Source organism: Sporolituus thermophilus DSM 23256 (assembly GCF_900102435.1).
Lineage (GTDB): Bacteria > Bacillota > Negativicutes > Sporomusales > Thermosinaceae > Thermosinus > Thermosinus thermophilus.
Genome location: NZ_FNBU01000008.1, coordinates 65,001 through 80,400, shown reverse-complemented (window position 1 = coordinate 80,400; position 15,400 = coordinate 65,001). Strand labels below are relative to the sequence as shown.

Genomic DNA, 15,400 nt, shown 5'->3' with positions numbered 1-15,400 from the left:
ACCATCCTCGGGATAATAATTTTAAGATGAAAAAAGGGAAAAGACAAAACCTTCTTCGTTCAAATAACGGGGATCATGTTTTTCCAATTGAAGCAAATCACACAACTTGCCGCGGTTGGTATAAATGCTTCCGGCCGATATCCCCAGCTCCTGGGCCAGTGGTTCCGCCGGAATGCCAACCGGCAGATTAATCTGGGCGAAAGTATAAATAACGGCGGCCGCCCACGCTTCAGGCTTGCGTACTGTTGCCGTGGTAAGCTGACAGTAATCGTGCCAAAGTTGTTGCGCCAGTTTTATATCATGGCAGGAAAAACCGTACGCCGGCATAATCCGGGCAATGATCCCGCCAACGTCCTGATTTGGTTCCCGCACGGAAACGATCGGCGGAAAATGCCTGTCGGTGAGATGGCGGGGCGTCACATTGACTTTGGCCAAGGTGGTGAGAATGTTGATAGTGTGACGCACGGCCGCGCTATGGCGCGCCAGAAACTCCGTCCATGAAGCCCCCGGCCGCTGCAGCTCATAAATCTGTTTTTGGTGGATAACCTCTTCGCGCAGACGCCGGCGCAATTTGGGACTTACTTCCACACTGGTAACGTAGTTAATCATAGTACGTTCCCGCTGAAAGATATGGCCGGTGAAGATAAGCCGTTTAAGAAGGCGGTAATCCATATCAGGATAAGGAAGTTCAAACTTCTCCTCGGTAAAAAGATTGACGCATTCTACCCATTCCTGGCTAACAATACGGTTTACATAGAAAACGCAAAATTTGGCATTTATGAAATCACTGAGAATGAGTCGTTCCTCGGGCGCCAGTTTCTGGCCGTGAAGTTCATGAAAATACTGTAGTGGTGTACGGTCATTGGCAATAAGATGATAGTCGAACAGAAAATAATCCCAAAACCCCAACCAAAATTCGTCCTGCTCCTCACCCGGGATGGTAATCATCGGACCCGCATAAAGCATGAGCGCCCGGTGAAAATCATCGCGAAATTCTTTTTGTTGGAAAAAGCTTCCCAATTTGTTCATCAGGCGTTCTACCACTTCACCGATCATCGGCGCTAGTTCAGGCAACACGCCTTCTTCCAGCATCTCGTCAAAGAGCGCCGCCTGTTCCCGGGCCGGAGGCTGGAGGGCGTCCAGGTTAACCTTGCGGCCGCCGGCGATAATCTCGGCTGCCCGTTCCAGCTGCTCGGTATTGAGAATAATTCGCCTATTCGCCAAATACTTATAAAAGTCCATGAGAATACCAAAAAAACAGCGCACCGGTTTCAAAGATTTTTTAAAACCGGTGAAATGGTGATCCATCCATTTTATGGCCTCGGCATACTCCCAATCAGGCATGGCATCCAAAAACTCGCTGTAATCCGTTTCCGCATGGGCCAGATAGGTCTCAAACATCTGCAGGTAGCGCCATGTCTTTTGCAATTCGTCATCACTGACTCCCTGCCAAGCCTTCTGCCGGAGATATCCTTCCACCCACTCGCGCTTGATGACAGGCTGCCACTCGATATTCTCTTCGTAAAAGGAACGAACCAGTTCGTAAACATTCATCATCTATAAATTAATGATCTCCTTTGCAACACGATAGTTTCCTTTCATTATATCATTTTTCTTCGCTTTTAACCAGAGTGATACCAGGCCATCTACGAGTTTAGCCCGCTTCTTGCATCTGACTGACACCATCTCTACCGGCAGTTTGGCTTGACGGTTTACCAACTGTGGCACGAAAAAATCTTGTTCAAAAAGAACAGATTTAGCGAAGTTACAAATTCGGGTTTTCTAACATGTAAAAAAGCCCGGAAAATTCCGGGCCAGACTGAAAGCTGGGTTTAAATCTGCAATTGTTCACGTTATAACGGCCTGCGGACGACGTCAATAATCGTGCCGTCGCGATATTCAATAACGGCAACAACTTCATCGCTTACAGCAACAGGCTGGGGCTCACCGGCCAAGTCATAAGCAATCCGCTGCAAGTCGTGAATGCTCATGATAGGCAGTCCGGAATCTTTAAGGTTATCGAGCAGGTCGGTACGCCGCGGGTTGACGGCGATGCCACGCTCGGTGACAATTACGTCGACAGTTTCCCCCGGGGTGACGATAGTGTTTACCCTGTCAAGCACCATCGGCAACCGGCCCCGAAGTAGCGGCGCAACGACGATGGCCAGGTTGGCGCCGGCCGCCGTATCGGAGTGGCCACCGGATGCCCCCATAATTATCCCGTTGGAATCGGTAATGACGTTAACGTTAAAATCAACGTCTACTTCCGTAGCGCTCAAAATGACCACGTCGAGATTGTTGACAATCGGACCGCCGTTATGAGGATTGGCGTAGTAGGACGCGGACATCTCCAAGTGTCTGGGATTGTTTTTGAGGGACTGTATAGAAGGGATGTCAAAGTCCTGGACGTCGAACAGCGTTTTGATCAGTCCCGCTTCCAGCATTTCCACAAACGGCGCCGTAACGCCGCCAACGCCAAAACTGGCCGTAATCCCTTTCGCAAACATTTTCTCTTTAATAAACTTCGCGGCCGCTAATGAAGCGCCGCCGCCCAGCTGCAACGAAAAGCCGTCTTTAAAATACCCTGAGTATTCAATAACGCCGGCGGCATACTCGGCAATCAAGAGTTCACGCGGATTGCGGCTGATACGCAGCGCCCCCGAAGCTATTCCCTTGGGATCGCCGATACTCGGGAGCTGCACGATATAGTCTACCTGCGTCTGGGGAATACTGATGGGATAAACCGGGTGGGGCACCAGGTTATCGGTTATGGCCACCACTGTATCGGCATAAGCGGCATCAACCATGGCGTACCCCATGGAACCGCAGGCTGAAGGTCCGTCAACGCCGTTGATATTACCGTAACTGTCGCAGCACGGCGCCCCGATAAAGGCAACGTCAATATGCAATTCACCGCTTTCAATGGCTCTGGCCCGGCCGCCGTGGGAACGGATGATGGTCGGCTTAGCCAAATTGCCGAAAGTCAGCAGCTTGCCAAGCTTGCCCCGGGCGCCGCTAGTTTCAATGGCGGTAATGACACCTTGCTCGATATACGGAATAATAGCGTCATTAATATCATTAAGTGAACTGGGCGCCAGCGTAAGCCCCTTTATATTTTTGCGGGCAATTGCCTCCACCACCAGGTTGAGAACATAGTCGCCGTTGCGGAAGTGATGGTGGAAGGATATGGTCATGCCATCTTTCAACCCCGAAGCTTCGATCGCCTGATCGATGGATTTAAGCAGTTTTTCCGATTTAGGTTTGTTCACCCGGATTTTGGGGCCAGCCATCCGCCCCTCGGGTATAGTGGCAAAAGGCCCGGCGTAAGGCCGCACTTTCCCGAATCCCTTTATTGTTTCCGGAATCTCTCGACCGGCTGCGTTTATCATAAGGTACCTCCTCCGTCTTATCTCTTGACAGCCGCAGCGTAGGCAAGAACACGTTCGGCCCGCTGCACAATGGGTGTATCAATCATCTTGCCGTTAACGGCGACTACCCCTAAGCCCTTCGCCAGGGCCTCGTTGTACGCCGCCAATATGCGCTTTGCGTGTTCAATCTCTTTTTCGGTCGGTGTAAAAATCTGGTGCACCAGGCGGATCTGCCGGGGATTAATTACCGATTTCCCGTCAAATCCTAATTCTTTAATTAGCTTAGTCTCCGCGACAAACCCTTCTTCGTCATTTACATCAGTAAACACCGAGTCAATGGCCATAACTCCCGCGGCACGGGCGGCAAGCAATAATTGGGAACGGGCAACGAACAGCTCCCGGCCTTCTTTGCTACGTGTTGTCCGGAGATCGGCAATGAAATCTTCGCCGCCAATGGCAAGCGCAACCATTCTGGGGCTGGCCGTCGCAATTTGATAGGCATTCATCAAGCCTTTGGCCGTTTCAATAGCAGCCATCATTTTGATGGAACCAACCGCAAAGCCGTAAGTCTGCTCTGCTTCCGTAATAATGGCGTCGACTTCTTCAATATCGCGGGCCGACTCGGCTTTGGGCAAACGAATAAGGTCGGGTTTGGCCGGCAAAACAACTTTAAGGTCTTCCAAGCCGTACGGGGTCTGAATGTGGTTTATCCGCACGGCGACTTCGCAAGGATATTTCAAGTATTTAATCGCGTTGTGAACCAAATGGCGGGCTGCATCTTTCTCACTGACAGCCACGGCGTCCTCAAGGTCAAAAATCACCGTGTCGGCGCCGTAAATCCCGGCATTCTGCAGCATGGCAGGGTTATTGCCAGGCATAAACATCATGGATCTACGCAATCTTTCCATTATTTATCCCCCCTTAGTTAAGGGCCCGTTTAACCGCTGCCGTTACCCGGGCTTCAATTGTATAGTCCAGCGCGCCCTTATCGTTGGCATGGACGTGCGCGTCCACTATGCCATGAGCGTTAAGCGTCTTGACAATCATGCTTCTGATATGTTCGCCATACTGTTTAATTACCGGACTGACCAGCTCAATTGTTATCCCCGTTCCCGGTTCGGCCGGGGCCAGCACGATAAGGATGTCGCTCGATTCCACCGTTCCGGCTTGGGCTGGCTTAATCAATTTGCTCATAATAATTCCTCCCGTGTTCGGTTACATATAAAAGGCAGACCGAAATGCTCTCCGGGTCGTACACCAAACGTAATTATAGCTAATTTTCAGAAATAATAACAATACATTTCCATGATAGGCGCCGATAAAAAATTTGGATATCAACGCGGCACGGCGGTACAAACAGGAAATTCAGCCGCCGTTCCGAAATAGCATTAGTTAGCTATATCCCAGACTATCAGGAGGACTACATGATGGAAGACCGGGACTGGCTTATATTACAAGTCCTTTATGAGCAAAAAAACATAACCAAGACCGCCCAGGCCTTGTTCATTTCCCAGCCGGCGCTAACCGCCCGGCTACGGCATATTGAAGAAGAGTTCGGCATAAAAATCGCATACCGCACGAGCAAGGGGGTTCACTTTACACCGCAAGGAGAATATCTGGCTAAATCTTCGGCGGAAATGCTGCTGAAACTCCGCCAAATAAAAGAAAATATAACGAATATGGACAGTACTGTTTCCGGTACGCTCCGCTTGGGGGCTTCAAACTATTTCACCATGTATATGCTCCCCCGCCTGTTAAAACTTTTTAAAGAGCAGTATCCGAATGTTGAGTTTAAGGTCGTTACTACCTGGAGCCGGGAAGTGTTTAATCTGGTTCATAACCAGGAGATACACGTCGGCTTTGTCAGCTCGGACTATGGTTGGCAGGACCGGCGCTACCTGCTGTTTGAGGAACCGATTTGCATCGCGTCTAAGGATGAAATAAACATAAAGGACCTTCCCAAGCTGCCGCGAATAAGCTATCAGACCGACGCCTTAATAAAAGCGGTCATTGACAAGTGGTGGCGGGAAAACTTTTCCGAACCCCCGTTAATAAGTATGGAAGTCGATAAACTAGCCACCTGTAAAGAGATGGTTATAAACGGCCTTGGCTATGCCATAATGCCAAGCATTATCGTAAAAGCCGCCAAAGACTTGCACAAGGTTATTTTAACTGATAAAGAAGGACAACCGCTATTGCGCCACGCCTGGATGCTGTACCACGAAGAATTGCTGGAGATGAATATTGTCAAAGCCTTTGTCAGTTTTGTGGAAAGCATAGATTTTAAAAAAGTCATACTTGATCAGATTAAGTAAAAAGAAATGACTAAGCCCTGGCGCTTCCCAATTTTACGCGCTAGGGCTTAGTAATTGTATTGTGAAAAGACGTTCGTTTACATAATACAAAATAGATATATCTGATAGCTAGTCATCAGGAGTTTAAATTTTACATCCAGGTCATCATAATCTATACTCATAAATGCGCAATTGCGTGAAATTTACGTAAAGTAATGCTATTTTTCGCGAAGAGTTGCTCCAGGGGGGTGGGACGTTCAGATCTTTGGTGGACCGGCATGAGTGTATGTAATAATAACATCATTTATTTAGTTGGGAGGACACGCAATGTCAACGTTGGCTATAATGGGTTTTCTCATGGTCATTGTCTTCATGTATTTGATCATGTCTAAACGGCTATCGGCAATGACTGCCCTGATGCTTGTTCCTGTTGCCTTCGCCATTGCCTTGGGTTTTGGTCCCAAAATCGGGTCTATGGCGCTAGACGGCATCAAAAAAGTCGCTCCGACTGCAATAATGATTTGTTTTGCCATTCTCTACTTTGGCGTAATGATCGACGCCGGTCTGTTCGATCCGCTGATTAACCGGATTCTAAAAGCCGTTAAAGGCGACCCGCTAAAAGTCATTGTCGGGACCGCGCTGCTCGCCGGCATTGTTTCGCTGGACGGCGACGGCTCGACCACTTATATGATTACCGTTTCCTCAATGTATGCCGTACATCGGCGTCTGGGTATCCATCCCCTTATCCTGCCGGCCATGGCCATCATGCAAAACGGCGTCATGAATATTCTTCCCTGGGGCGGACCTACCGGCCGGGTTATGAGTGCATTAAATCTTGATGCATCCCAAGTGTTTGTGCCCCTAATCCCCGGAATGATCGCCGGCACGTTGTGGGTACTGTTTGTGGCCTACCGACTGGGCCTGAAGGAGCGCGCCAGACTGGGCATCATTAAGCTAGACCACGCCGTAGCCAGCGAGATGGCGGCTACTGCTTCGGTTGACGCCGATGCCGACAACCTTAAACGTCCCAAGCTGTTCTGGGTAAACCTTGCTATGACTGCCGCCCTAATGACGGCGCTGGTTATGGAAATGCTGCCGCTTAACGTCCTGTTTATGCTCGGAACCTCACTCGCATTAATCATCAACTACCCGAAACTGAGCGATCAGCAAGAACGCATAAAAACGCACGCGGCCAATGCCCTTCCGGTCATCACTATGATTTTTGCCGCCGGTATTTTCATGGGGATCATGTCCGGCACCAAAATGGTTGACGCCATGGCCAAGTCGCTAGTATCCGTTATACCGCCTTCCATGGGTCCCCACTTGGCGCTGATTACCGCTTTCGCCAGTCTGCCATTCACTTTCTTCCTTACTAACGATGCTTTTTATTTCGGCATTGTGCCAATCTTGGTCAAAACAGCTGCCTCTTATGGCATCAGCCCCGCCGAAATAGCCCGGGCGTCGCTTATCGGCCAGGGAACCCACCTCTTAAGCCCGCTGGTAGCATCGACTTACCTCCTGGTAGGCATGTCCGGCGTGGATTTTGGCGAATTCCAAAAATTCACGTTGCTCTGGTCAATCGGTACGTCGATAGTAATGCTGATCGTTGCTCTCCTCCTGGGAGTCATTCCTTTCTAGTCTTATTTGCTGTAGCTTCCTGATCATGAAAGTACGACAGAACTATTGTTAAAAGTTCTGTCGTACTTTCGCTTCTTTGTAATATTTTTTATTTCCGGCGCCTATTACCCGTCTGGCGCTTTCTGTCTTCAAAAGCGCCTTTTGCTTTATTCGCGCATTGTCACCGTTCACTTTAAAAAAACGGCGAAATCAGTTATATTTTTTAAAAGGTGATAATTTATGCTACTCAAGTCTCTCCCTGTGTTTTTTGTTGCTTGTGCCGGCGGCTCATTGTTCAGTCTTAGCCATATTCCGCTTCCCTGGACACTGGGACCGATGGTTGCCGCCGTTTTGTGGAAAACTTGGCTTAAAAAACCTGTTTACTGGCCGAAAAAAATGCGGAATATCGGTATGCTTGTTCTGGGGTATGTCATGGGAAGTCCGTTTACACCTGAGACCGGACGCCAGATTATCGGGCAGCTCCCGGCAATGCTTGCCGTTACCCTGTTAATTATCGCCGTCTGTCTGACCACAAGTTATCTTGCCGGCCGGGCGACCGGCATCGGGCTGGCGAACAGCCTGATTGGCGGTATGCCGGGCGGACTGTCGCAAATGGCCATGATCTGCGAGGAAACAAAAGGTACTGACGTTTCCGTGGTAACGATTATGCAAACCATTCGCCTGCTTACGGTCGTATTCACCGTACCTTTTGTGGCTTTGCACGGAATAGCCGGCAAAACCAGCGCCGTCAAGCCTCAGGCTGCACCAATTACGATACAGGATATCCCGCTACTTTGTGTATTTTTCGTGGCCATAATTTGCGCAATCAGTTTCATCAAATATATAAGATTTCCCAGTCCGTATGTCATCGGGCCAGTCTTAGGCACCGCCGCCCTGACCTTGGCCGGGATACATGCACCCGTACTGCCCCCGCCGGTTATAGCGGCAGCGCAAATATTTGTCGGTATCAAAATGGGACTCGACCTGGAAGTTACCAGGCTGAGCAACTGGCGAACAATTGCCTTATCCAGCTTCGCGAGTGTTATTACGGCCATTTTCTTGCTTTTGGGCGCAGCCTATCTGCTTTCACTATTATCATCAATCCCGCTAATAACCGTTTTTATCAGCATGGCGCCCGGGGGAATGTCCGAAATGGCGTTGACGGCCATGATCGCCAATGCCGATTTATCTACCGTTGTCGCCTATCAGCTGTTCCGCCTGCTGTTCATTTTGGTTGTTGCCATACCAACCGCCAGATGGTGGCTCACAAGAAATGAGCACAATTTATGCAGCAGCACCGGCATCCAAAAATAAGCGAACAACCAAATCAGCGCCTTTATTTTTTCACATATGGTATGGTCAACGGTCCAAGCGGCAACACGGCTACTGTTGCGTTTGGACCATATTTTTTCAGGAGCTCATAGAGCGTGTCTTCAATGCTGTGAATCGGAGTGAACATGGCCCGGCGGACGGTATCGTCATCTAAGGACGAGTACAAGTAACACTCCGCTTTTAGCTGAATCATTGCCTGAACCTGCACCTGCCACTGATCAAACATCAAAAAAGACGGGTCATTGATCATATCCAAAAGTTCCTGCGGGGTGGACCGCATCTGCAAAATCTTGGCATAATTACCATGATTGGGAACGCCGTCAGAACATTCAGAGGCGCTGATAATACTGCCGCCTTGCTTGACAATTTGGGCTGCCGCGCTCATGCCTTTTACTGTCTGATACAGGTTTTGATCCAACGGATATCCGGAATTAGTGGTAATGACAATATCAAACGGGCTGTCTACAGCATACATGGCATGTTCCTTGACGAACTCACAGCCAAGGCGATGCGCTTTGATAACGTCGCCGGCAAAAACGTTAGTTATCTCTTTTTTGCCATTGAGCGTCACATTTAGCATGAAGTCCGGCTTCGCCATTAGGCAATTCTGAGTGGCTGCATCCTGCAAAATATTGCCCTCAATTATTCCCCAGGTACTGTTAGGGTGGCCAATCATTTGGGCATTGTGAAAATCGAGGATAGTGCTGATCCCGGCTACTCCCGGCGAAATCCCTTTCGGTCCGCCGGAAAACCCTGCAAAAAAGTGGGGTTCAATAAACCCGGTAACAATTTTAAAGGACGCTTCCACATAGGTCTTGTTCAAATATACCTTGGACCCATAGCCATTCATGCCAACAAATGTCAGCTCCGCATCGTCAAAGGCATTGTGGTTGATAACCCGGTAATTCTCCACTACTTCGCGGCCTAGCATGCTGATGAGTTCTTCCCGAGTATTGGCGCGATGGCTGCCGAGACCGTTAATAATCACAAAGTTTTCTCGCGGCACATGACTGAGTTCTTCAATTAGCCATGGCACCAGCTTATGGTTGGGAGTCGGCCGGGTTATATCAGAAATAACAATCGCTACCGTATCAGTTGGCTTCACCATGTCTTTCAACGGCGGTGTGCCAATGGGGTTGCGGATAGCAGCTAAAACAGCCGCCTTTTCGTCGGCCAATCCCGCGAGATGACGGGGCTCAATTACAACCGCCTGATCAGGCACGCGTATGACCAAATCGGTACGACCGTACGCCAAATTAACAGTCTTCACAACTATTCCCCCTTATCTATACTTACCGAGAATTAGCCAGCAACCGTTTGGTTTTCGTAATTTTTTACCCGTTTAGCCCACCAAGCTGTAGCAATTGGCACTAGGATTGCGGTTACGATGACGCATGTAGCGACAAGCATGGTTGCAGCAGGGGCCACCGGAGCATAAGACTTGTCGATTGCCGCAATGGCGGCTGGTACAGCGGCTGCGTTACCGGCAGTGGAAGCGGCCGCAATACCGGCAATTCCGTTGCCGCCTGTGAGCTTGTCGGCCAAAATCAGTACGGTGCCGGTAATAACAACGACAGCAACGCCCATTAGTATTCCAAGCAGGCCAGCCTTCCAAACATTCATAAAGTTCAGGGTATTGCCAAGGGCAAACGCGAAAAAGGGGATCATGACCGGAACAGCTCTGGAAAGAAACTCGCGCATATCACGGTCTAGATTGCCGAGAACCATGCCGATAACAAGCGGTAAAATCGTTCCTATGAAAGCAGGCAGGGGAAAGTCGGCCAGACCAGCAACTCCAAGGGTAACCATGGTAAAGAACGGGCCTGATTCCAGACTCATAAGAGAATAAGCGGCAGCTTCTTCTTTGCGGCCGAACTGGCTGATCAGAGCCATATATAAACCGCCGTTGGTGTCATTCATAGCAGCGACGATAGCCAGAACGGAGAGCCCAGCAAAGAAACCGGACTGGATACCGGTGGGAGGAATAAACTGGGCAGCCAAAATTCCTAATGCTGCTCCGCAGACAAGTTTGGCACCAAGCAAAGCCCCGCCTTTTTTTAGGATATACGGCGTAGCCTTAAGGTCAATAGTAGCGCCGATGCAGACAAAGAATACCGACAAGATCGGTAAAGCCCCAGTCATCCAGGCATTGGTAAAAGACCCGAGCGTTTTACCAAGATTGGGGAAAAAGGTATTTATTAATGCTCCAAGTAAAAGGGGAATAATCATCATGCCGCCAGGAACCCGTTCGATGGTTTTTTTGATTTGCATAATGCTCCTCCTTTTTAAATTACTTTTACTTTTTCCGCCGTCCTATCGGATGGCGATAATTTCTATAGCTTAGATCAGTTTTTTATTTTGTCAATTTATCGCCACGTCCCCGACAGCTCTCGAGATTGTGGACATGGACATGTTGGCCGGGTTGAATATCTTTCGTGGCTAAACCAATAGTTTCGCCGTATTTAATAATCGGTTGTCCCTTAGGGATGCTCTTGAGTGCAATTTTGTGACCGAAGGGGATACGCTCGGTCGCCAATACCGTAATAGTCTTGCCGTCGATTTCAGCGGTGACTGCGGTGGGCGGTTCTATGGCCTCCACTACGGTACAGACGTTGTCAATAGCTTTCATGATTATTGCGCGCGCCATAATATCCGCTCCTTTTACTCACATTGTCGGACCGATGCGATTGATGGCGAAATCATTGAACCCTAAAACTTCTGCCTTTGTTAATTTGCCGGAAGCCACTTTGAGCATCTCAAGGAAAATACGTTGTCCTACCTCTTGGACTGTTTCACTGCCTAGAATGATGGTGCCGGCATCTAAGTCAATATTGTCGCTCATTCGCTCAAACAGTTGGGTATTAGTAGAAACTTTGATTGTCGGCGCAATCGGCGAACCGCAACAAGTACCCCTTCCGGTAGTAAACACAACAAGATGACAGCCGCCAGCCACCATCCCGGTAATTTGTTCTATATCCTGACCAGGGGTATCCATCCAAATTAACCCTTTCTTGGTTATTGGTTCGGCATATCCGATTACTTCTTGCAGGGGTTTAGAGCCTGCCTTATAGATACAGCCAAGCGATTTTTCTTCAATAGAAGAAAGACCGCCTTCGATATTACCTGGCGTAGGTTGTCCGCCGCGCATATCAACTCCCATTTTCTTGGCTAAATCTTCACAACGTTTAATAACTTCATAACATTTTTTCGCCACCTGGGGGTTGACCGCCCGGGATGCTATGATATGTTCGGCGCCGATTATTTCAGTTGTTTCAGCGAGAACTACTGTACCTCCGGCGTTAATTAAAAGGTCGCTGGCATAGCCAAGCGCCGGATTGCCGGATATACCGGAACAAGCATCCGAACCGCCGCACTCTGTACCCAGAATTAGTTCCGCGGCATCAATTAACTCTCGTTCTAAACATGACGCCTCGCTAATCATTGCGCGTGCAGCGCTAACACCGGCGGCAGTTGCTTTGACCGAACCGCCCTCATCCTGGATTATCACCAGATGGACCGGTTTGTAAGGACACTGTTTTTTTATGGCTGCGGCAATGTCTTGGGCGCGGATGGTCTCACAGCCTAACCCGACAACAACTACGCCGTATACGTTAGGATGCGTGCCATGACTTACAAGCACCCGGAAGGTAAGTTCAGCGTCCGCCCCCAACTGAGTACAGCCATGTTGATGTTCCACCCACGTCGCTCCGGCTACTTGCTGGGCAATTCCACGGGCAACCCGGTTAGCACATACTACTGAGGGAATAACCAGCACATGGTTGCGTATCCCTACCTTTCCGTCCGGGCGCCGGTATCCATTGAATTTCATTTAGATAACCCCCCCTTTTTTTATTGATTATTTAGCGGCAAATTAATGCTTAATTTGCCGCTAAACTGTTTATATGCATAAACCGTGCCAGCAGGATCAAAACAGAAAATGCGGAATATTTTTCAAAAAAACTCTGCATTATTTTTGAACACTTGTAAAAAAATGTACAAAATGTTCAAAAATAATGCAGAGGTCAAATTTCAGGAGGAAATTGGGATGACCAAAATCGCGTTTATTGCACCGTATCCAGAACTGGCAATATTGGCGCGTAAGGTCTGTGGCGAAAAGTATTCTGATGTCGCGGTATTCTATGGTTTGCTGGAAAATGGGCTTGTTTGCGCCCAAAAAGCCTTGAATGAAGGGTTTCAAGTAATCATTAGCAGAGGGGGAACTGCCAACTTAATCCGCAATCATATCGGCATTCCTGTCGTAGAAGTGCGGGTAACGGGCTACGATATTTTACGGACTTTCAGCGAGTTTATAGGTACAAATAAAACCATTGGGGTCGTCGGTTACCGCAACGTTGTGGAGGGCTGCAGGTCGGTAAGCCAGATGTTGGGGATACCTTTACGTGAAATGCTAACATTAAATAATGAACGCCCTGACTGGGAGGTCATGCGGGCTCAGTTGCAAATGCAACTGGAGAAAGCACCTGTGGATGTAGTAGTGGGAGACGCCTTGGTTGTGAGCAAGCTCCGTCTTGAAGTTCGCGAGGTCAGGCTCATCATGTCAGGTGATGAAGCTGTTTGTGAAGCCATCGAGGAAGCCCGGCGAATTATTAAAGTCCAGGACAAGGAGAAAAAGTCAGCCGAGCAATTACGCACGATTTTAAGTTTTATCCACGATGGAGTTATTGCGATAGACAATACCGGGAAAATTACCGTCATAAATCCCAGCGCCGAGAGTATTTTTAAACTAAAAACCACTCAGGTGATTGGTAAAAATATCAAACAGGTGATACCTAATACCAGGATGCTTGATGTCCTAAAGCATGGTAAGGCCGAAATCGAACAACTGCAAAATACTCCTTCCGGAATGGTAGTGACTAACCGTGTTCCCATTGAGATAAACGGCGAAATTATGGGCGTAGTAGCAACTTTTAAGGAAGCTGGACGCATTCAACAGACAGAACAAAAGATACGTACAAAGCTGTATTCCCAAGGTTTATATGCCAAGTATTCATTTGAAAACATTATGGCATGGGATCCGGAGATGCTCCGGGTTATCGAAAGAGCCAAACGTTATGCGCGGACAGACGGCACCGTGCTGATTGAGGCTGAAAGCGGGTGCGGCAAGGAGTTGTTTGCCCAAAGCATCCACCAGGCCAGCAGCAGGTGCCGGGGCCCGTTTGTTGCTATTAACTGTTCGGCACTTCCGACGCAGCTTTTGGAAAGCGAGCTTTTCGGGTATGTTGAAGGAGCTTTTACGGGAGCCCGCAAAGAAGGCAAACCGGGACTAATCGAACTTGCGCATGGGGGCACCCTCTTTTTGGACGAAATTGGCGATATGGAACTTACCTTGCAAGCCCGTCTGCTGCGAGTTTTGGAGGAACGGCAGGTTATGCGGCTGGGGGCTGACAAATGGCTTCCGGTAGATATTAGGATAGTGGCCGCAACCAATGTGCCGCTAAAACAGCGGGTTTTACGAGGACAGTTTAGGATGGATCTGTTTCACCGGTTAAATGTTTTGAGTCTGTCAATTCCCCCCTTGCGTCTGAGACGGAAAGACATAATACCGCTGGCAGAATATTTTTTAGCTGAATTTGCTAATAAGTATGGTCAGCGTCCTATTGAACTGACAGCCGCAGCTAAAGACATTTTGCTGCAATATTCTTGGCCAGGAAACGTCCGGGAATTGCGCAATATTATGGAAAGAATCAGCCTGGTATATGAAGAAGCACAAGACGTATCAGCTATATTGCGCGACTTTCTCGATAACAGCGATTATTGCAATAATCCAGGCTATAGCGCTCCGGAATTGGCTAAGACCGGCATGCCGGCAGTAAAACCAGAACAGTTCTTATTGCCACAAAACATTAGAAATATGAAACGGCAGCTAGCTGTTTATGCCTTAGCGACATGTGGCGGAAACAAGAGCAAGGCAGCAAAGCAGCTAGGCATAACAAGAGCTACCTTAGACAGATTGTTGCGCCAGCAAGAATAAAAGCACAATAACTGGTTCTGCAATTAACTGGAACAGACTGAGTTTTTAAGACATGCTGGGAATTTTCTTTCAATCTTCCATACATGTATGTTCTTTGTTGTGACGGGGGAAAATATAAAAAACTAAAGGGGGGCATATTCATGCTACAACTGACCCAAAAGGAAAAGCAGCTGCTGCAAGATCAAAAATCCCATGAAGAAGTGTGCATTCAAAAGTATCAGAAGTATGCTCAGCAGGCCACCGATCCCCGATTGAAGCAGTTATTCCAATCTTACGCACAGCAAGAGCAGCAACATTTAAATACTATCAACTCGATTTTAAGTGGCCATGTTCCCAGTATGAACCAAGGACAACAAAGCCAGCAGCCGCAACAATCTAACCTACAAGGCAATTCTCAAATGCAGTCTCCTACTGCTTCATCCGCCGCCAGTCAAGCCGATGCAATGCTCTGTAACGATATGTTAATGACCGAAAAGTATGTTTCCGGCGCTTACAACACGGCGATATTTGAATTCACTGATGCGAGCGTCCGGCAAGCCTTAAACCATATACAGAAGGAAGAGCAGCAGCACGGGGAAGGAATTTTCAACTACATGAATAGCCAGGGTATGTATAATGTGAAATAACAAAGAGGAACCATCGGGAATCCTACCTCCTTCCCGATGGTTCTCTTCTTCTGATAAGTCTGTTATGTTACAGCTAGAGAACTTTACTTCCTAAAGGACAAACCGATACTTTTGACTTCCACTTCCTTAATTTGGTCCCAGCCTCCGGCTATTAAGAAACCCGTTCTGGGA

At 48.5% G+C, this 15,400-nt stretch carries 13 protein-coding genes; 5 read left to right on the top strand and 8 right to left on the bottom strand.

Annotation, left to right across the window (positions count from 1 at the left end):
* Positions 1-21 precede the first annotated feature (21 nt).
* The 4 genes from BLQ99_RS06510 to citD form a co-directional block, all read right to left on the bottom strand.
* Positions 22-1,557, bottom strand: coding sequence for a hypothetical protein (locus BLQ99_RS06510; RefSeq protein ID WP_093689296.1), 1,536 nt, complete (start codon positions 1,555-1,557; stop codon positions 22-24).
* 296 nt (positions 1,558-1,853) lie between these two features.
* Positions 1,854-3,389, bottom strand: coding sequence for a citrate lyase subunit alpha (gene citF / locus BLQ99_RS06505; protein ID WP_093689294.1), 1,536 nt, complete (start codon positions 3,387-3,389; stop codon positions 1,854-1,856).
* A 17-nt stretch (positions 3,390-3,406) separates the two neighbouring features.
* Entirely contained in the window at positions 3,407-4,276 is an 870-nt protein-coding gene (locus BLQ99_RS06500) for an aldolase/citrate lyase family protein (RefSeq protein ID WP_093689292.1), read from the bottom strand.
* A gap of 13 nt (positions 4,277-4,289) precedes the next feature.
* Positions 4,290-4,562, bottom strand: coding sequence for a citrate lyase acyl carrier protein (citD, locus tag BLQ99_RS06495; RefSeq protein ID WP_093689290.1), 273 nt, complete (start codon positions 4,560-4,562; stop codon positions 4,290-4,292).
* Between the two features lie 230 nt (positions 4,563-4,792).
* Here citD and BLQ99_RS06490 point away from each other — a divergent pair, with 230 nt between their 5' ends.
* From BLQ99_RS06490 to BLQ99_RS06480, 3 genes are all read left to right on the top strand, one after another.
* Complete coding sequence (locus BLQ99_RS06490; RefSeq protein WP_245690312.1) at positions 4,793-5,683, top strand: LysR family transcriptional regulator; 891 nt, start codon at positions 4,793-4,795, stop codon at positions 5,681-5,683.
* Between the two features lie 306 nt (positions 5,684-5,989).
* Positions 5,990-7,300, top strand: a complete 1,311-nt coding sequence (locus tag BLQ99_RS06485; protein ID WP_093689286.1) for a CitMHS family transporter — start codon at positions 5,990-5,992, stop codon at positions 7,298-7,300.
* A gap of 219 nt (positions 7,301-7,519) precedes the next feature.
* Positions 7,520-8,593 (top strand): AbrB family transcriptional regulator, encoded by a 1,074-nt coding sequence (locus BLQ99_RS06480; protein ID WP_093689284.1) that lies wholly within the window; start codon positions 7,520-7,522, stop codon positions 8,591-8,593.
* A gap of 22 nt (positions 8,594-8,615) precedes the next feature.
* Here BLQ99_RS06480 and larA read toward each other — a convergent pair whose 3' ends face one another.
* From larA to BLQ99_RS06460, 4 genes are all read right to left on the bottom strand, one after another.
* A complete protein-coding gene (gene larA, locus BLQ99_RS06475) occupies positions 8,616-9,881 on the bottom strand; it encodes a nickel-dependent lactate racemase (RefSeq protein ID WP_093689282.1) in 1,266 nt (421 codons plus the stop codon).
* A 32-nt stretch (positions 9,882-9,913) separates the two neighbouring features.
* The gene (locus tag BLQ99_RS06470) at positions 9,914-10,882 is read right to left on the bottom strand and encodes a 2-keto-3-deoxygluconate permease (RefSeq protein WP_093689280.1); all 969 of its coding nucleotides are present in this window, start codon (positions 10,880-10,882) and stop codon (positions 9,914-9,916) included.
* A gap of 82 nt (positions 10,883-10,964) precedes the next feature.
* Positions 10,965-11,258: a UxaA family hydrolase gene (locus BLQ99_RS06465; protein WP_093689278.1), complete on the bottom strand. Its 294-nt coding sequence runs from the start codon at positions 11,256-11,258 to the stop codon at positions 10,965-10,967.
* Between the two features lie 18 nt (positions 11,259-11,276).
* The gene (locus tag BLQ99_RS06460) at positions 11,277-12,440 is read right to left on the bottom strand and encodes a UxaA family hydrolase (RefSeq protein ID WP_093689276.1); all 1,164 of its coding nucleotides are present in this window, start codon (positions 12,438-12,440) and stop codon (positions 11,277-11,279) included.
* Between the two features lie 108 nt (positions 12,441-12,548).
* Between BLQ99_RS06460 and BLQ99_RS06455 the strand changes: the two genes are divergently transcribed.
* Together BLQ99_RS06455 and BLQ99_RS06450 are read left to right on the top strand one after the other, a co-directional pair.
* On the top strand, positions 12,549-14,603 hold the full coding sequence (locus BLQ99_RS06455) for a sigma 54-interacting transcriptional regulator (protein ID WP_216093637.1): 2,055 nt from the start codon (positions 12,549-12,551) through the stop codon (positions 14,601-14,603).
* Between the two features lie 140 nt (positions 14,604-14,743).
* Positions 14,744-15,229, top strand: a complete 486-nt coding sequence (locus BLQ99_RS06450; RefSeq protein ID WP_093689274.1) for a spore coat protein — start codon at positions 14,744-14,746, stop codon at positions 15,227-15,229.
* Positions 15,230-15,400: the final 171 nt, after the last annotated feature.